Origin of the sequence: Candidatus Chlorohelix sp. (assembly GCF_037138995.1) — a bacterium.
In the GTDB taxonomy this organism is placed as follows: domain Bacteria; phylum Chloroflexota; class Chloroflexia; order Chloroheliales; family Chloroheliaceae; genus Chlorohelix.
Map to the genome: position 1 here is coordinate 30,891 of NZ_JBAXHI010000025.1, position 18,988 is coordinate 49,878.

At 47.6% G+C, this 18,988-nt stretch carries 14 protein-coding genes and 1 riboswitch; of the genes, 8 read left to right on the forward strand and 6 right to left on the reverse strand.

The window, feature by feature from the left end; all coding sequences use genetic code 11:
- Nucleotides 1–41: 41 nt before the first annotated feature.
- The 3 genes from metH to WCK19_RS12150 all read right to left on the reverse strand — a co-directional run bounded on the left by metH (nucleotide 42) and on the right by WCK19_RS12150 (nucleotide 5,053).
- Complete coding sequence (gene metH, locus WCK19_RS12140) at nucleotides 42–3,632, reverse strand: methionine synthase (RefSeq protein ID WP_342397650.1); 3,591 nt, start codon at nucleotides 3,630–3,632, stop codon at nucleotides 42–44.
- Nucleotides 3,633–3,707: 75 nt separating this feature from the next.
- Nucleotides 3,708–3,807, reverse strand: a riboswitch (SAM riboswitch).
- A 94-nt stretch (nucleotides 3,808–3,901) separates the two neighbouring features.
- A complete protein-coding gene (gene purU, locus WCK19_RS12145) occupies nucleotides 3,902–4,759 on the reverse strand; it encodes a formyltetrahydrofolate deformylase (RefSeq protein WP_342397651.1) in 858 nt (285 codons plus the stop codon).
- Between the two features lie 93 nt (nucleotides 4,760–4,852).
- Entirely contained in the window at nucleotides 4,853–5,053 is a 201-nt protein-coding gene (locus WCK19_RS12150) for a hypothetical protein (RefSeq protein ID WP_342397652.1), read from the reverse strand.
- A gap of 425 nt (nucleotides 5,054–5,478) precedes the next feature.
- On the opposite strand from WCK19_RS12150, the gene WCK19_RS12155 reads away from it, so the two are divergent.
- Together WCK19_RS12155 and WCK19_RS12160 are read left to right on the forward strand one after the other, a co-directional pair.
- Nucleotides 5,479–7,212, forward strand: coding sequence for an alpha/beta fold hydrolase (locus WCK19_RS12155; protein ID WP_342397653.1), 1,734 nt, complete (start codon nucleotides 5,479–5,481; stop codon nucleotides 7,210–7,212).
- 170 nt (nucleotides 7,213–7,382) lie between these two features.
- The gene (locus WCK19_RS12160) at nucleotides 7,383–7,763 is read left to right on the forward strand and encodes a hypothetical protein (protein ID WP_342397654.1); all 381 of its coding nucleotides are present in this window, start codon (nucleotides 7,383–7,385) and stop codon (nucleotides 7,761–7,763) included.
- A 22-nt stretch (nucleotides 7,764–7,785) separates the two neighbouring features.
- Here the strand turns inward: WCK19_RS12160 and WCK19_RS12165 are convergent, their stop codons facing one another.
- The 3 genes from WCK19_RS12165 to WCK19_RS12175 form a co-directional block, all read right to left on the reverse strand.
- A complete protein-coding gene (locus tag WCK19_RS12165; protein ID WP_342397655.1) occupies nucleotides 7,786–8,232 on the reverse strand; it encodes a VOC family protein in 447 nt (148 codons plus the stop codon).
- Nucleotides 8,233–8,446: 214 nt separating this feature from the next.
- Entirely contained in the window at nucleotides 8,447–8,986 is a 540-nt protein-coding gene (locus WCK19_RS12170) for a YceI family protein (protein ID WP_342397656.1), read from the reverse strand.
- Nucleotides 8,987–9,119: 133 nt separating this feature from the next.
- On the reverse strand, nucleotides 9,120–9,650 hold the full coding sequence (locus WCK19_RS12175) for a GNAT family N-acetyltransferase (RefSeq protein WP_342397657.1): 531 nt from the start codon (nucleotides 9,648–9,650) through the stop codon (nucleotides 9,120–9,122).
- A gap of 194 nt (nucleotides 9,651–9,844) precedes the next feature.
- Between WCK19_RS12175 and hslU the strand changes: the two genes are divergently transcribed.
- From hslU to WCK19_RS12205, 6 genes are all read left to right on the forward strand, one after another.
- Entirely contained in the window at nucleotides 9,845–11,344 is a 1,500-nt protein-coding gene (gene hslU, locus WCK19_RS12180) for an ATP-dependent protease ATPase subunit HslU (protein WP_342397658.1), read from the forward strand.
- A 314-nt stretch (nucleotides 11,345–11,658) separates the two neighbouring features.
- On the forward strand, nucleotides 11,659–13,083 hold the full coding sequence (locus tag WCK19_RS12185; protein WP_342397659.1) for a hemolysin family protein: 1,425 nt from the start codon (nucleotides 11,659–11,661) through the stop codon (nucleotides 13,081–13,083).
- 36 nt (nucleotides 13,084–13,119) lie between these two features.
- Entirely contained in the window at nucleotides 13,120–14,469 is a 1,350-nt protein-coding gene (locus tag WCK19_RS12190) for a protein phosphatase 2C domain-containing protein (RefSeq protein WP_342397660.1), read from the forward strand.
- Between the two features lie 12 nt (nucleotides 14,470–14,481).
- Nucleotides 14,482–16,758 (forward strand): tetratricopeptide repeat protein, encoded by a 2,277-nt coding sequence (locus WCK19_RS12195; protein WP_342397661.1) that lies wholly within the window; start codon nucleotides 14,482–14,484, stop codon nucleotides 16,756–16,758.
- A gap of 124 nt (nucleotides 16,759–16,882) precedes the next feature.
- Nucleotides 16,883–18,151 (forward strand): VWA domain-containing protein, encoded by a 1,269-nt coding sequence (locus tag WCK19_RS12200; protein ID WP_342397662.1) that lies wholly within the window; start codon nucleotides 16,883–16,885, stop codon nucleotides 18,149–18,151.
- A 39-nt stretch (nucleotides 18,152–18,190) separates the two neighbouring features.
- The gene (locus tag WCK19_RS12205; protein ID WP_342397663.1) at nucleotides 18,191–18,988 is read left to right on the forward strand and encodes an FHA domain-containing protein; all 798 of its coding nucleotides are present in this window, start codon (nucleotides 18,191–18,193) and stop codon (nucleotides 18,986–18,988) included.

The window sequence follows — 18,988 nt, forward strand, 5'->3', positions numbered from 1 at the left end:
CACAGGCTAAAACTAATCCTGTGTCCACTCTTACTATTTTACTACAGGCGGGAAAGTGATTCGCGATCTAGGGTGGAGTAGTATTTGGCTCCGGAATGGTGTACCACCAACGCAGCGGTGCTTTGTTCTGGGTCGAGTTGGTGCGCTTCGGTGATGCTCACCCCAATTTCGCTGGTGACGGGCATCAGTTGGAACAACTTTTGTTGGTCTTCTAGGTCGGGGCAAGCGGGATAACCCCAGCTATAGCGTTTGCCTTGTCCTTCGTGCAGACTCAGTTCTGCGATAATCTGTCGGTTGAGATACTCGGCGGCAGCCTCCGCAATGCTACTGGCAAGACCATGTACAAAGTATGCTCGGCTATAATCACCTTGCTTGTTGAGTCGTTCGCAATATTCGCTTGCAACGTGTCCGGCGGTAACTACTTGTAAGGGTATTACATCGTATTTGCCGTAGGCAGTTTGGGTAGTGGCAAAATAATCGGCAAGGCATAGCTTCTCGCCGCCGGGTTGGCGCGGGAAACTGAAACGGGTCAACTCGTGTTGCTTGTTCTCAGGGTCATAAATTACTACTTCTTCGCCCTCGGCGTGACACGGGAAGTAGCCATAAATCGCTTTGGGAGCAAGGAAGCCTTCGCGCTCTGCCGACTCGCGCAATTCTGCCAACAATGGCTCGAACTCATCCTTTACCAGCGCATCATAGCCGCCCTCAAGCTTTTTCTTGCTGCTACCGCCGCCCCAATGCAATCGGAACAAGGTGTTTTTATCCAGCAAGTCAAAAAGCTGCTCTAAAGGTAATTGCTTGAGCGTGCAGTAACCCCAGAAAGGCGGTTCGGGTAGTTGCTTGAGGTCTTCCACGCCACTAGGACGAACGCTACCGTTCAGCGTTGCGTTGGCAGCCGCTTCCGCTTCCTGTCGCGCATGCGTTTGCGCTAAGCGGACATCACGCTCATGCTCTTTCAAAATCGAAGCGTGCGCTTCTATCAGCAACTGGTTTTTAAATTGGGCGCTGGCGGCTTTATCGGTGAGCTTGTCTATAACCGACAAGCCTTCAAAAGCATCTTTGCAGTAAAAGATGCCGGGTGTATAGGGCGTTTCAGGGTTGTTATTTACAAAATTGGTGCGGTATCCGAAAGCTCGGTTTATGGCAGCGCCTCCAATCATGACTGGAAAATCTAAGCCGCGCCGTTGCAATTCCTGTACGCATAACGGCATTTGTTTGCTAGTGCTGACCAGTAGGGCGGATAGACCGATGGCATCCGCGCCTACTTCTACCGCTTTCTCGATGATGGTGTTGACCGGAACTTGTTTGCCCAAATCGTACACGGTGTAGCCGTTGTTGGTGAGGATGGTATTCACAAGGCTCTTGCCGATGTCATGCACATCGCCAAAGACGGTAGCAAGTACCACCTTGCCTTTGGTGTAGCCTTCCTTTTTCTCAAGGTAGATTTCAAGCCGTGCCACCGCTTTTTTCATCACTTCCGCGCTTTGCAGCACGAAAGGCAGAATCAGTTCGCCCGCGCCAAACTTGTCGCCAACCTCTTTCATAGCAGGCAGCAACACTTCGTTTAGTACCGGCACTGCGCCTCGGTTTTCCACTTCGGCATCCACCAGTTCTTCAATGCCTTCCTTCTTGCGATGCAAAATCTGGTAATGCAACTTCTCAGCTACCGACATACCAGCGGTTGCGTTTTCCGCTTCGGCTTTGACTCCGGCGCTGGTATTTTTCTCGAAAAACTCGATAAAGCGGGGCAGGGCATCTTGGTCTCGATTGAAAATCAGGTCATCGCATAATTTGCGCTGCTCATCCGGGATTTCAGCGTAGGGGGTGATGTGGCTTGGATTCACAATTGCCATATCCAGTCCGTATTGCACCGCATGGTGCAGGAACATCGAGTTAAGCACTGCTCGCGCCCGTTGCGCTACTCCGAACGACACGTTGCTAACCCCTAGAATAGTTAAAACCTCCGGGTATGTTTCTTTTATGCGTTTGATACCCAGAAGGGTTTGATAAGCGTCTTCTCGCAAGTCTTCTTGCCCGGTGGTAAGCGGGAAGGTCAGCAAATCGAAAATAAGGGCGTTATCCGGTAGGTCGTAGTTTTCATGTACAATTTGGCGGATGCGCGTGGCAATCTCAAATTTCCGCTCGGCGGTATGCGCCATGCCCTCTTCGTCAATGGTAAGGGCGATAACCGCTGCGCCATGGTCGCGCGCCAACGGCATAATCGCTTCGATACGCTCAGTTCCTCGCTCCATATTGATGGAGTTGATGATACAGCGACCGGGCGCAGCTTTCAGGGCAGCTTCAATTACATCCGCTTCAGTTGAGTCAATTACCAGCGGGGCTTCGATGGCGGTAGAAAGTTTCTTGACGGTACGGCGCATCTGTTCTGCCTCATCGGTGCGCTCGGTCAAAGCTACCTGCACGTCCAGCGTATGTGCGCCACCCTCCACCTGTTCGCGGGCGATGGTCATCAACCCATCGTAATCATCAGCCAATAGCAGTTGCCGTACCTTCTTGCTACCGGTGCTGTTCACCCGTTCGCCAACTAGCATCGGAGGCGGGTTTTGTAACAAGGAGGTGGCGCGAATACCGCTCGAAACCAGCGGTTCGGCTTGAACCTTACGCGCTGGCTTTTCATGTCCCCACACCTGTTTTGCCAGTTCGGCGGTATAGTCAGGGGTAGAACCGCAGCAAGTACCAACGATATTAATACCCAATTCTTCTACAAATTCCTTCAGGATTTCCGCCATCGGTACAGCCTGAAGCGGGTAAACGGTGCGCCCTCTTTCATTAATCGGCAATCCGGCGTTGGGCAAGCAACTGAGCTTAATTTTGCTGTGTTCGCTCAGGTAGCGCAGCGGTTCGCGCATCAGGTCGGGACCAACGGCGCAATTAAGCCCGATAATATCGGCGCGTAAACTCTCCAGCGTAACCATGACGGCGGCAATATCCGTACCTAACAACATTCGCCCGTTACCGTCCAGCACCGAAACCTGTGCTTGAATCGGCGCCCATTTTCCGGTTTGTAGAATGGCTTCACGAATCCCGAAAATCGCCGCTTTAACCTCCAGAATATCCTGTGAGGTTTCAATCAGCAACACATCCGCGCCTCCTTCGATTAGGGCTTTGCTCTGCTCGGCGTAAGTCTCTTTAAGTTGGTCGAAAGTAACGCCGCCTAGTGTAGGGTCTTCTGAGGAAGGCAAAAAACCGGTAGGTCCGATACTTCCGGCGACAAAGCGCGGGCGTGAGGGGTCGGCAGCGGTGAAGCGGTCCGCAACGCGGCGTGCAATTTGAGCGGCGTGAAAATTGATTTCGTAGGTCAGATGACCAAGTTTATATTCGTCTAGTTTTATGCGGCTACCGGTGAAACTATTGGATTCTACTACATCCGCGCCTGCCGAGAAATAAGCGGAATGGATTTCTTCGATAACATCAGGGCGAGTTAAGACCAGATATTCATTGCAACCGTGATACTGTTCTCCGCCGTAATCATCGGTGGTTAAGTTGCGTTCCATCAATTGTGTACCCATCGCGCCATCGTAAACCAACACACGCTTTTCCAGTTCCTGCATAAAGCGGGAAGCCTGATACTTTTCCGGGCTGCCGAATGGATTAAAAATCTGGTTGCTCAATCCGTTATCCTCCTAATCGCAAAAAACCCTCCGTATATACCGGAAGGTTTACAAGTTCCCGCGCTATTACACGGGCTTCTATCTTTCCCTACCGGGCTGGACTTAGCACCTTGCCGATAGCGACAGGTTGCTAGAGGTTCGGCGTGCCAGTTCACTCCCCTCTTCTTGATAGTGCAAGATATTTGCTATTTTCCCTATCAAAACCATACTAACATACTCGTTAATCAGGGTCAAACCGCCCTAAAAGTTGCCCTAGCCTTGATGAGAACCTACCGGAATACCACCGTCTTATTCCCATTAACCAGCACGCGGTGTTCGATGTGGTATTTTAGCGCACGGGCGAGAACGAGGCATTCGCTATCCCTGCCCAATGCCACCAACGCTTCGGGGCTGTTGCTGTGATCCACGCGGACGACTTCCTGCTCGATAATCGGACCTTCATCCAAAGCGTTGGTGACATAATGTGCGGTTGCGCCTATGAGCTTCACGCCACGGGCATACGCCTGATGATACGGGCGTGCGCCCTTAAAGCTTGGCAGAAACGAATGGTGGATATTGATGCAGCGTCCCGCCATGTTGGATACTAGCATCGGCGAAAGCACTTGCATATATCGCGCCAGTACCACCACTTCTGCCTGAGCTTGCTCCAAATGCTCCCACACTTTGGCTTCTTGCGTTTGCTTATCTCCCTTCACAACTGGCACATAAATAAAGGGGATTTTGTACCACGTGCAAAGCTCCCGCAAATCTTCGTGATTTGAGATAACACACGGGATTTCGATTGGTAGAGCGCCTGTGGAATAGCGATGCAGCAAGTCGTTCAGGCAGTGACGGTATTTAGAAACCAATATCACCACACGCGGCTTGATAGAGGTATCGGCAATCTGCCATTCCATACCAAAGTGGTGCGCTACCCCCACCCCGAATTTCTGTTTCAACGCCTTATAGCCGCATGAGTATTCGCCCAATACGAATTCGGAGCGCATAAAGAAACGTCCGGTGGAGGGGTCTCCAAATTGGGCTGACTCGATGATAAACCCATCGTTTTCGGTCAAGAATCCGGCAACGGCGGCAACAATGCCCGCTACATCATGGCAGGAAAGGGTAAGGATGTAGTGATTACTCATATATTCCACTATTTTTACCATATAGCAGCATTATAATGATTTCAGCCAATAATTAAAGAGGACGGGTGCAATACCCGCCCTGCTTCAAAGCCATTATGAAAGGCTTTTGGTTACAGAACTGAACATATTTCCAATCTGAGGTCCTAGAAAAACCAGTATAACGATTATCACGATTACTATTAGCATCAAGACCAAAGCATATTCCACCAGACCTTGCCCTTGTAACGGGTGCCGCAATCTGGCTTTCTTGTTAACAGTTACCCTGTTTTTTATCAAACCCGGTAATTTTATCATGTTAATATAGCTCCCTCTTGTTAAAGCATACAGCTAAATCTAGGAAATTTGGACTATGCTGAAGGGAAAGGCTGTCTTGCCGTTCCTGGGAGAATATTGCACGGAATTTGAGACAAGCTACACTTGACTCTTAGGTAAATTTTACTCTATCAGGAATATTAAAAAAAGGTCATAGCCCGATTGTACTATATCAGCAATCAAAACTTAATGCCAAATTATCACTTTTTCTGGCAATCCCCTCCTTTCCAAGGTATTATTAGGCTGAATATTTACAATTTACCATTAGTTTTTACCTTAAAATTTACCTTTATTCTATAAACTAGCTTGTGGTATTTGTAACTATTTTTTTCGGATTATAAAAACTGTCTTTTAACGTTAGCGCATTTTCAAATCGAAACCTTTGAGTATTTCAATGGAGTAAAATTATGGAAAACACGATGAGAAGCCCCGAAGTATTTTCAAATATTGACCGGATGGTGCATGCTTGGGCAGGGCGTTTTAATATGGGTATATCCCCTTCCGCTCTTATGCTGGCATATTTGGATTGGCTGGTGCATCTTGGTACTTCTCCCGGCAAACAAGCAGAATTATTAGATAATATGCAGCGCAATATGCAGCGTCTTATGCTCTACGCTTCACATTCTGCCGACCCTAATGCAGAACCGGTTATCAAGCCTCTTCCACAAGATACCCGGTTCAATGGCGCAGAATGGCAAAAATGGCCCTTTAACCTCTACTCCCAAACTTTTCTAATGACCGAACAATGGTGGCATTATGCCACTACTGGTATTCCGGGTGTCTCGCGGCATAATGAAGATTTCCTTTATTTCGCGGCAAGGCAATTGCTGGACACGGCATCGCCCTCAAATTATGTGGCTACCAACCCTGAGGTGCTAAAAACTACTATGTTGGAAGGTGGCGCTAATCTGGTAAAAGGAACTTCAAATTTTATAGAGGATTGGCAGCGCACCCTACAGGGACAGAAACCGGCAGGCGCGGAAAAATTCAAAGTTGGTAAAAATGTGGCGATTACGCCCGGTAAAGTTATTTATCGCAACCGCCTTATAGAGTTAATTCAGTATTCGCCAACCACCCCTAATGTTTATGCCGAACCTGTGTTGATAGTACCGGCTTGTATCATGAAGTATTACATCCTTGACCTTTCACCTCAGAATTCAATGGTGAAATATCTGGTTGACAACGGGCATACTGTGTTTCTCATTTCGTGGAAAAATCCTGAAGCGCACGACCGCGACCTTAGTATGGAGGATTACCGCACCTTGGGCATTATGGCAGCCCTTGATGTAGTTTCAGCGGTTGTTCCTGATCGTAAAATTCATGCTTTAGGCTATTGTATCGGCGGTACTTTTCTGACAATCGCGGCTTCGGCAATGGCGCGAGATGGGGATGACCGCTTACAAAGTGTTACCTTATTGGCTGCTCAGACCGATTTTACCGAAGCGGGCGAATTGATGCTCTTTATTGATGAGGGACAGGTAAATTATCTTGAAGATATTATGTGGAATCAGGGCTATCTTGACATAAAGCAGATGGCAGGAGCATTCCAGTTATTGCGTTCTAGCGATTTAATTTGGTCGCGTATGATTAATGAGTATTTGCTTGGACATGCTGAACAACTAAATGATTTGATGGCATGGAATACTGACGGTACGCGCTTGCCGTATCGTATGCACTCTGAATACTTGCGTAGTCTTTTCTTGAACAATGCTCTTTTTGAAGGACATTTCAAAGTTGGTGACCGTCCGATTGTGCTAAGCGATATTCGCGCTCCCATCTTTGCAGTAGCTACCAGCAAAGATCATGTTGCGCCGTGGCGCTCGGTATATAAACTAATGCTACCGGTGGATACGGATGTTACCTTTGTACTGACCAGTGGCGGGCATAATTCTGGCATTGTTAGTGAACCGGGTCATGCGAACCGTTCTTATCAAATAGCCACTCGCTACTCCACAGATAAGTATGTTGACCCTGATATTTGGCAAGCAGTTACTCCGGTTCAAAAAGGTTCATGGTGGTCTACTTGGCAAGCTTGGTTGGGAGCGCATTCGAGCGGTAAGGTCGAACCGCCCTCGATAGGCGCAGGGGGTCATTACCCCGTGCTTGCCGATGCGCCCGGCACTTATGTATTGCAACAGTAGCTATATTTATAGCAAGAAAACCGGGGGTTTTGCCCGGTTTTTTCATTTTCATGAATTTTGGTTGATAACGTATCCTTCTCTAACTAGAGATATATCTTGAAGGATATTCTGATACAGATAAGGGCAAAAACGCTAAATACTGAATTAAATATTTTGGCTTTAGGTGTGAAATGAGAAGAATAAAAATCCATCTTCCCGGCTTTATCGGAGGCTTTATTTTGTTGTTAGTGTGGGGGCTAATCGGGTTTAGCTCTCGCCCGAATCCCACCCCTGTAGTGGCTAATTTCGGACAGGGTGCGATTTTTATCGCTTTACCGGCATTATTGGGCATTTGGGGCGCATGGCGTTCTATTAAAAAGCCGGTTATGGGCGGTTTTGTGCAACTATTGTTGGGGTTGCCGGGGGCTTATTTTTGGTCACAGGCACAACTCTATATAATTTTCGAGAAAAAAGACGGATTGCTAGAAGCCTCGCTGGCTACTGTTGGCGCAACTCTGTTTTTAGTAGGTGGCTTTTTGTCGTTGCGGAGCAACCGGAATCGGGTAGAATAGCGATTCCGGTTAATGCTGAATTTCACAGATAGAGCGGTCTGGTGGGAGCAGCTATAGCGGTAGGGTCTTTTCGCCATAGTTCAGGGTCAGCGTCAATATATATTTCTATTTCGTTGTCGTCCGGGTCTAAAAGGTAAATGCTCTTTGTGACGTAATGATCGCTCATCCCCAAAATTCTCACGCCTGCACTTTCCAATTCTTGCTTGGCGGCTTTCAACTCCTCAAGGGTGTCGCCCACTTTCAAGCCAATATGATACAATCCGGCGCGATACCCCCGCGCTGCCGCCGGAACTTGTGCGCCTATTTCGATGAGCAGCAATTCATGGTGAGTGCGCCCGGTGGTAAACATCGCCGCTTGCGGCATCTCGATTTTTATTTGAGGAAAGCCTAAAACCCCTCCATAAAACTGCACCGATTTCTCAAGGTTACGTACAAAAAACACTACATGTCCAAGCTCTTTAACTTGCATAGCTTTATCCTCATTTATATATGGCGTACAGTGTATTGCTATCGCGATTACTTTTCAATATAAATCAAACACTAGAAACCCGGCTTTTTCTCACCTGCTAATTTGAGTATTTCACCAGTTGATAACGCGCAATTGCCCTTTTTAATATAGAAGAAGCGACCCAAACCGAGCCGCTCCTATCAATGTCTCGGTATTTTATTTTATAGAGCCAAACTTAGACGGCAGCCGCATCCTGTTGTACTGCTTCTAGCTCAAGTTCAATACTGACCTTATCGCTCACTACTACGCCGCCGGCTTCAAGTACCATATTGAAATTAATTCCAAAATCCTTACGGCTAATCTTGGCTTTAGCGGTGAAAGCAGCCCGATGCCCACCACCATAAGGAGCGGTGGCAGTGCCTAGAAATTCTACATCGAACACTACTTCATTGGTAATTCCGTGAATGGTCAGGTCGGTAGTTACTTTGAACTCATTCTCACCAGATACCTCAACCTTCTTGCTTTTGAGGGTGAGGGTCGGGAACTTTTCCACATCAAAGAAATCAGGTGACTTCAGGTGAGTATCTCGCGTTTCCTCGCGGGTATCAATGCTGGTAGCATCTGCGCTGGCATCTACGGAAGCAGCTTCTGGATTTGCAGGGTCAAATTCGATGGTGCCGGATACAGCCCCGAAACGTCCGCGCACAGTGGAAATCATCAAGTGTTTTACAGCAAAGGTAGCATTTGTATGCGAACTATCAATTGCCCAAATCATAGTGTCTTATCTCCTTAGTTTATTTAAAGGCTTATATTATGTTTGCTGCTTAACTAGCAGTATTACTTACTATTACATAGTAACTATACAAAAGTAAGTTAATAATGTCAAGTAGAGAATTGTTAGAATTTTGTTAATTTATGCTGACTTTGCCATATGTAAGAGGTTCTACTACCTCTTTATAAATGCTGAATCCTCGTTGTAGGTAGTTGTTAAGGGCGTATTTACCGTCCAGCGTGCAGGTATGCAGCCACACTCGTTCTGTTTGTGCTTCCCATGCGCGTTGTACGCCAAAGCTCAAAAGGTGTTTGCCGATGCCGCGTCCGTGAAATTGAGGAATTAGCCCAAAATAGACGATTTCAGTTTCCAGTTCGCTTGTTTCGCGTGCCAGTTCGATATATCCGGCAGGCGTGCCACAATAATACGCCACCCAAATGGCAATATTGGGCGAGGCAAGGTACTCATGCAATTGGCGGTCTGTCCAACTCAAGCGGTCAATCCATTGGTAATCGCGCCCAACCGTGCCATACAGAAAGCGGTAGAACGCTGGCAAAGGTTCGCAAGCTTGCACAATTGTTAGCTGTGGGTTCTCGCTGAAGCCGGGAATAAGCTCATCCGCTTTCAGCATTTGCAGATAGGTTGTTATGACGGGCTGTTTTTCCATTTTGCTCACTGTCTATTGGTTTTTACGATTTGTTGGCAAGCTATTTTAGCAGATTGATGATTCCAATGGCATTTATCTCGCTTTGTAATTTATTGTATAAGGAAGTGCCATACTCTTGGCATATGTTATAATTATGTACTAAACAGGTTTTTTTGATAAACCTGAATATTGGATAAGATGAGGTTACTTTTTACTTGAACGATATATTGAAGAACACACAAAACCCGGAGAGCGTTTATCGTCCTCCCGAATTAACTACTAGCATAACTCCCCTTGCCGATCTAACTCCACCACAGATTGTGGCAGAACTGGATAGATTTATTGTGGGTCAGGACAAAGCCAAACGTGCTGTTGCTATTGCCTTACGCAATCGCTATCGCCGTTTGCGTCTGAGCGAGGAATTGCGTGAGGAAATAGCTCCTAAAAATATTATGATGATTGGTCCCACGGGGGTAGGCAAAACCGAAATCGCCCGCCGGGTGGCGAAAATTATTGATGCGCCCTTTATCAAAGTAGAAGCGACCAAATTTACCGAAGTGGGTTATGTGGGGCGCGATGTTGAGTCAATAATTCGTGACTTGCTGGAAGCCAGTATTCAGATGGTGCGCGAGGAAAAGCTCAAGGAAGTAAACGAAAAAGCTGAAGTTGCTGCCAACGAGAAACTGGTAAACTATCTAGTGCTGCAACTTTATTACAAGGATAAAGATCGTAAGAAGCCCGCCGAACTGGAAAAGCAAATTGAGCTTGTCGAAGGTGACGATAAAAAAGATGAGCCGGAGCTTTCACCTGAAGAAAAGCGCCGCCTGAAACGCCGCCGCCGCCATGTTGCTAACATGCTAAACCAAAAGAAATTGGAAGAGCAAACCATTGAAATTGACCTTGACCATGACGGGAGCTTTGGCGGAATAATCGAATTTGTAGCCAGCATGGGTACTGATGAGCATGGAGATAGCTTTCCTGATTTTATGGAGAGTCTTGGGTCGCTTAACCGCCGCCGCACTCGTCGCCTTTCTGTTAAAGATGCGCGGCGAGTGCTGATTAACGAAGAAGCCCACAAGCTGATAGATTTCGATGAGGTCGTAGATGAAGCCTTGCGCCGTTCTGAGCAAATGGGCGTGGTATTTTTGGACGAAATTGATAAGATTGTAGGAAATGGCAACGAAACCGGTCCGGATGTTTCGGGTGAGGGGGTGCAGCGCGATTTGCTGCCAATCGTTGAAGGCTCAACCGTAATGACTCGTTACGGTTCGGTAAGGAGCGATCACATTCTTTTTATCGCGGCAGGGGCGTTCCATAACGCCAAACCTTCCGATTTGATTCCAGAGTTGCAGGGTCGTTTCCCGCTCAGGGTTGAACTGGATAGCCTCGATAAAGAAGACCTCAAGGAAATATTAGTTAAGCCTCATAATTCGCTAACCCATCAGTATATTGAATTGCTGGCTACTGAAGGCGTTAACCTCACATTTGAAGATGACGGTCTTGATGAGATTGCTTACGTTGCCAGCGAGGTCAATCGGCGCAACGAAGATATAGGGGCGCGTCGTTTACATACTGTAATGGAAAGAGTTCTGGAAGAAATTTCTTTCTGCGCCGCCGAGCGGAAGGGCGACTGCTTTGTGGTCAATCGCGAATACGTACAGCAGCAGGTGGGCGACCTAGTAGAAGATGAGGATTTAAGCCGCTATATTCTGTAGCTCCAACCTGTAATGGGCGGGGATGCTGTGACTTTTCGAAATTCATAGCCCCGCTCGTTCTACCACGTAAATTTGCTAATTATTTCTCCTGTGCTTTCAGAACGGTTCTTAGTGAAAATTAATCAGGTTCGGTAATACTTATCGACAAACTGCGGGTATGATATTTTAGATTCAAAAAAAGTGCAGTTCGCTCAAACTTTTTACTAAAAAAAGCGTAAATCCTGTATAATAAAAAGAACTTTTTTAATAATAGCGGTGTGCTACAAATTCATCAACTCTTGTCTTGTAGCTAACCTTGTGGAGTGTTTAATAACTTGGATACTGGTTCCATATTCGGGCTGTTGGCGATTGTATTGCTGGTCAGCGCTAACGGCTTTTTCGTAGCGGGAGAGTTTGCACTTGTAAAGGTGCGTTCTACTCGCATTGACCAGCTTGTGGCAGAAGGAAAACGTTCCGCTCTATTAGTTCAATCCGAATTGAATCGGCTTGACAATTACATTGCAGCAACTCAACTTGGTATTACGCTGGCAAGTCTCGCCCTAGGCTGGGTTGGCGAACCGGTACTGGCACATTTGCTCGAACCTCTCTTTATCGGGATTGCAGGAGAGGCAGCAGAGCCGGTTGCACATAGTGTAGCAATTGCGATTGGTTTTGCTCTAATCACCTGTTTTCACATCGTGCTTGGCGAGCTTGTGCCTAAATCCATTGCCCTGCAACGAGCGGAAAACGTGGCTTTGTTTGTATCCAGACCGCTTTATATTTTTGCTTTAGTCTTCAGACCGTTTATTATTTTCATGAACGGGGTTGCCAGTATGGTGGTGCGGTTACTGGGCTTGTCGCTTTCTAACGAACACGCCTCGGTACACTCAGTAGAGGAACTGGAAATGCTCGTAACTCAAAGTCGAGAAGCGGGGGTGTTGGATCGGCAGGAAGAAAAATTACTAAGGCGCGTGTTTGATTTCGGTGACAAAACGGTCAATCAGATAATGATGCCGCGCACCGAGATTGTCGGTGTCTCTAAAGATAGCACACTCGAACAGCTAGTAGAAATGGCTGCTGACGAGAGATATACTCGTTTCCCGGTTTATGATAAAACTCTTGATAATATTATTGGCGTAATCCACGTTAAAGACCTTTTCCCGCTTTTACGTAACCGGATGTTGGCTGCACCTTTTAACCTGTTGAATGTTATGCGCCCGGTTTTAAAAGTGCCGGAAACAGTGCTGGTCGAAGATTTGTTAACTCAGATGCAATCTAAGCAGGCTCATTTAATCGTAGTTATTGACGAATATGGCGGCACTGCGGGTATTGTCACGATGGAAGATATTATGGAAGAAATCGTTGGCGAGGTGCAGGACGAGTTCGATACCCGCGAGGAAGGGGCGCGTTTGGAAGTAGAATTATTGTCCGATGGTTCTAGTTCGGTGGATGGGCTTATGGCGTTGCCCGATTTTGCAGAACGCTTCGGAGTAGAATTTGAAGAAACCGATTACGAAACCATCGCCGGTTTTGTGTTTGGTGAACTGGGTCGTACCGCTGGTATTGGCGATGAAATTTCATTAGGGCAATATAACCTCCGGGTGGAGGAAATGGACAATCTGCGAATTGCCCGTTTGAAAGTCGAGCCGTTGGAAACTCACTTAGAATTAGATGAGAAGCCCTCCGATTCGATGCAAGAATTATCTAAAAAGGCTAATACTGACAAGCTGAAAGATTCCCAGAACAGCAAAGTGGCTTAATTCTGATACTTATTAAAGTGGCAAGAGAGAATAAATATGGCATTGATCTGTCCTACCTGCAAAGGTGCTGTTAATGAAGATGATGCATATTGCGCTACCTGTGGGCAATCTCTAGTAGGACCCAGAGCGCCAAATTTAATGTTGAGAGAAATGCCGATTGCTCCTTCTAATCAGTTAGAAGCTCCTGAGCAACTTGCAGCGTTGGAATCGCCCGATACACCGTCAGAACCGCTCACTCTTGGTTCTTTCGCCGATTTAATACCGCCGCCCGTTGCACAGGAGAGGGTTGCCATGCTTGAAAGTTGGTTATGTCCCCAGTGCAAAACTGAGAATCGGACTGCCGATGAATATTGCGAAAGCTGCGGCGCGTTAAAGGTTAAAACTGGGCTACCGGAAATTGAACAGGCTACTTTGTCAGAGACTTTATTATATCCACAACCAACCGTAAAGATGCTGGAAGGTAGCGGCGTTAGGTTGGGTTGGAGGTTGCATAGCGCCGGCAACACCAACGAGGGTATTGCTCGCCGCGGCAATGCTGACGAGGATAGCATCTTTATGTTGGAAACTCGCCGTATGTACGAAGCTCACCCGGAAAGCTTTGGTTTTTACATGGTAGCAGATGGGATGGGTGGTCAAGCAGCCGGCGAGGTTGCCAGTAAAAGTGCAATCCAAACGGTTTCTTCCATTGTAATATCCGAGCTACTTTTTCCATGGCTAGATGGTCAGGCTGTGAGCAAGGAAAAAATTAGTGAGGTGCTACATCGAAGCATGATAGAGGCGCATTTGCGTATCCGCCAGTATAATGCTACCCACAATTATGACTCCGGTACTACCGCAACGCTTTGTTGTGTGGTGGATAATTTGGTGGTGGTGGCTAATGTGGGTGATAGCCGTACTTACCTGTGGCGGCTCAAACCGGAAACAACCGCAGACGCGCCTACACAACGCCTCTCTCCAATTTCTGCCAGCGCCAAAACCCAGAAATTGGCTAAACCCGGTTCTGCTTCTTCCACGCCTGCCTCTGAATTAATGCGGCTTGCGCGAGTTTCTCGTGACCAATCGTTGGTTGAAGACCTAGTGCAGCAGGGGCTACTTACTCGCGATGAAGTTTATACCGACCCTCGCCGTAATGTGGTTTTACATGCGCTTGGCTCGCCGGAAGAAATTATTGTAGTTGATACCTATGACCGCACCCTTTATACGGGCGATAAACTACTCTTGTGTTCGGATGGGTTATGGGAAATGGTTAGAGACCCTGCGATTGAGAAGATTTTGGGCAATGAAAAAGATTTGCCCCAAACTGTCGAGCATCTTATCCAAACAGCTTGTCAGAATGGCGGGCAGGACAACGTTAGTGTTATCATAGTAGAAGCTATTTACAGTTAATAAGGATGGGTCATGAACTGCCCTAACTGCGGTGTTAAAGTTTCGCCGAAAGATGATTTTTGCGACAATTGCGGAGTTGTTCTTAATGTAATGGCGGGTAGCCCTATGATTCCGCCTTCAAATAAGGCTGCTATTCCGGCTGTGGTTTCTGCTGCTGGATTACAGTGCAAAAACTGCGGGAAAATGCCCAATCCCGGAGACGATTTTTGTGAAAATTGTGGGGCGCAACTCTCCAAAAATGGAGTGGTCAATTCTGCAAGCGGCGGGCAAGCTCCCGTAGCACAAAAAGCTGTATCAGGCACAACCGGCTCTGCGCGTCCGCCTTCTGGTCGTGTCTCCAGACCGATAACCAAATGCCCCAGTTGTTCCGCCCCATTGCAGGAAGCCGACCGCTTCTGTCGCAAGTGCGGTTTTAACTTTGTGGGTGCGGGCTTGATAACCAGCAGCAAGCTTTCAACCAATTCTCCGCATCTTACCACACAGGAAGCGCCTCGCACCGAACTGCGCGAAGGTATGATGTTGGGTGAAAACGGCAAATATCGCGTCACACGCATGGTCGGTAAAGGCGGTATGGGCGCGGTCTTTCTGGCGGATGATACCATCCTGAAGCGACAGGTAGTTATCAAGGCTCTGTTACACAGTGATGACCCCGACCTAGTAGCTGCTAGTATCAAAGAGCGTGAGTTTCTCGCTGCTGTCAAGCATCACGGAATAGTTTCCATCTACGATTTTTTTAACATCGGCACCGAAGGCTACATCGTGATGGAATTTGTGAATGGGCGTACTCTCTATCAGATTATGGAGCAGCAAAACCGCCCCTTTGACCCGGCTACAGCGGTTCGCTATATTATTGAGATTCTGTCTGCCTTTTCGTATTTGCACAAATTAGGTTTGATTTATTGTGACTTCAAGCCTCAGAATGTGATAGTCGAAACGCTCAAGGATGGTTCCCAAACCGTTAAGCTGATTGACCTAGGTACGGTAATTAAATACGAGCTAGACCCTGAAGCGGTTTATGGTACAACCGGATTTTACGCCCCCGAAGCGGTAGATCATCCCTCTCCCCAAACCGACCTGTACACCATTTGCCGTTCGCTGGCGTGGATGGTTACATGGATGGATTTGAACAAACCACAGTATGGTATGCCTCCAATAGATGCTTTCCCGGTGTATAAATCCCTACCTTCTTTGTACTACCTCTTGTATCGTGGTACGCATCCTGAACCGGCGCGTCGTTTCCAGAGCGCCGATGAACTCAATGACCAGCTAAATGGGTTGCTTCGGATTCTGGAAGGGGGCAAACCCGGCGTTCCAGTACGTAGTAAGTTATTTGCGTCTGGTTCGCTCTACCAGACCAATCGGTTGGATGCGGAAGGTTATACCCTATTGGATGAAAGCGACATTGCTATTGATTTCTTGCGTCAGGGCGATATGGCAATGATGCGCGGAGATTTGCAATCGGCAGAGCGGATTTATAACGAGGCGGTAGGGCGCAACCGTGACAGCGTGGATGCCCATTTGCGTTTGGCAGAAGTTTCCATCGAACAAAAGAAGTATGGAGAAGCCAAAACCCAACTGGATGTGGTGTACGGAAAAACAGGCTTTAATTGGAAAGCGATTTGGCTTAGCGGGCGTTTGCTGGAGGTGCAGGAGAATTATCCGGCTGCTTGCCAGACTTATATGGAAGTGGCAAAGCATCTACCCGGTGAACTGCCCCCCCAACTGGCGCTTGCGCGGGTTCAACTCGCGATGGGCGATATTTCCGCCGCTCTCGACAGTTATAATCTGGTGATGACTACCGATTTGGACAACACCGATGCTATTTTCGGAGCGTGCGAAGCGACACTGAAACAACACCGATTTGACGATGCGGCACGTATTCTCGAACGGGTAAATGAAAATTCTTCATGGTATATCGAGGCACGTTTACAAATCTGCCGTGTTCTTCTTTATCGCAAACCGCAAAGCGGTCCTGAAGATTTGGCTGTTGCTTCCGAATCGTTGAGACGACTCAGCCAGTTGGGGGTGGATACTCCTGACTTTTTGCTAGTTATGGCAGATTTTTACCGTCGCGCTGCTGAGTTAGCGACTGAAAACAAATTGCCCTCTCAATTTTCCTTACCGCACCAACCTTTATCGCAAACCCCGCCCCCTACGCCATCGCGCCGAGTGTTGGGCAAATTGGCAGAGGAAAATTACCGGGCGTATTTGCATCGTGTCCCGCAAGCTCTTAACCGAGAAACGATAGTGCGAGCCAAGTTCAAGGTTGCACCGTGGCGGCTGATTTAAAGCTTAAAATTGGTTAAGCGTATTTTGAAACGAGTTGTGACTATTTGGTGTCTTATTGCGTATAATTAAAGATAGCTAAGCGCTATCATGCCATTTTCGAACTAACACCGATGAGGAGTCTCCGATGTTCGACGTTTCGGCTTACCAGAACCCATATTTGCGTACTGGCGCTTCTACTATGCAGGCAGTGGTGTCACTTAGCCTTGAAGATAGCGGGTTGGTCAAAACAGGCTCTATGCCGCTTGCGCTGAGTATAATTATTGATCGCAGCGGCTCAATGGAAGGGCAGAAGATTGAGGCAGCTAAAGATGCTGCCATTCGCATAATTCAATCGGCTGACCCTAGCACCGCTTTTATGGTAGTTACTTTTAATGAAACGGCTAATGTAATTGTCCCGCCTACTTCGGCAACCCCCGAAAGTAAAGCTCGCGCTATTGCTGCTATTCGCAATGTTTATAGCAATGGCGGCACTTGCATGTCCACTGGGTTGGCGGCGGTTGCCCGCGAAATGTCTTCCGCACAGGGACGCGCCCGTAAAATCCTGTTTCTGACGGATGGCAAAAACGAGGGAGAGAAGCGCAATATCCTTGATAAAGCGGTACAACGGGTTAAAGAAGCCGATATTGAGGTTAGCGCGTGGGGTATGGGAGTGGATTGGGATGAAGACGAGCTAAAATATATTGCCAATGAGACAAAGGGCAGCGCCGATATAATCCCATCTCCAGACCAGATTGCCGGAGCTTTTGGTTTTGCCTTTTCCGAGATGCAAAAAATTACCGCTACCAACGTGCGGTTAAATCTTTGGACACCTGTGGGCGTAACCATTAAATCGGTGCAACAGGTTTATCCCAGTATTTTGCCTTTGACAGGCACTCCAAACCCTGATAGCCCCAGGATTACCGAGTTTAAACTTGGTTCGTTTGGGCGCGATGAAAAGCGGGATTATGTAGTAGATTTAACTATACCCACTTACACACCGGGTCAGCAATTTTTGATGGCGCGTCCAAGTTTGTTGTATTACGTAGCCGGACAGGGTGATATTGAGGAGAAAACCGATAAAAAAGGCTGGATATTCGCCCAATGGACAGATGACCCGGTAGAATCCTCTAAAATCGAGCGGCATGTAGCGCATTACACCAATCAGAGCGAGCTTAGCAACATTGTTGAAGAAGGTCATAAAGCGTTGGCGCAGGGTGACAACGAGCGTGCCACCCAATTACTGGGTCGGGCTTTGCAATTGAGTGAGCAAACTGGCAACGAAAATATGACCCAAATGCTCAAGAAAATCGTTACCAATGAGCCGAATGGTACGGCACGGTTGAACAAAGCTGCCAGCGCCGTTGACCTCAAGAGTGTAGCGGTTAATAGTGGCAAAACCAGTCGCTTGAAGTAAAAATCTGACAGGAATGTATAAGTTACTAAGGGGGGAAAAATGAGCGTAAAATGCCAGCAATGCAGCCGTGAAAACCCTGATGACGTGGAATTTTGCGAGAATTGTGGCGTACAACTTCCGGTGAGCGTACCGGCAAGCGGAGTAATTGCCGCCTCAGTCGCTATACCTGCTCCTACTCCGGTTTCAGATATTCTGATTTGTCCCAATTGTAAAGCGCCATTTACCATCGGCGATGTTTTTTGCTTCAATTGCGGTTATGATTTAACCAAACAACACGCCATACCCGCCAGTTCGGTTCAAGTTGCTCCGGTAGTAGCCCCGCAACCAGCTTCTGCCGTGAAAAATAACGCACAACCAGATATTAGCGCGGATGATTTTGAGAAAATGCTTGTGAGCGGTGCGCCGCTGCCTGCCGTAGAGGCTGCCGAACCAACCCCTGTAGCGGTTGCGGTTCAACCTGCTTCGGGTTTTGCCGCCGTAGCTGTACAGGAGGTAGCTGCGCCTGCCAAAGCCGCCGGAAATTTAACTCTCACAATTTCTGGTCCCTATGGCGTGGCAACTGTTATTTACATAGGTCGTGAGTTGTTATTAGGACGGCAGGATATAAAAACTCGAATTTTCCCGGATGTAGCGCTGGATGATTCTGCTAGTTCTCGCCGCCATCTTTCTATTTGGCGAGAGGCTGGAGATGAACAATTTTACGCACAGGATTTAGAAAGCTCAAACGGTACCCTTCTAAATGATGCGGATATGCCACCGGGTGAGCCGGTGCTACTCAAGAATGGAGATGTGATTAAAATCGGTACTCGCTATAATATTCAAATCGCAATAGCTTAA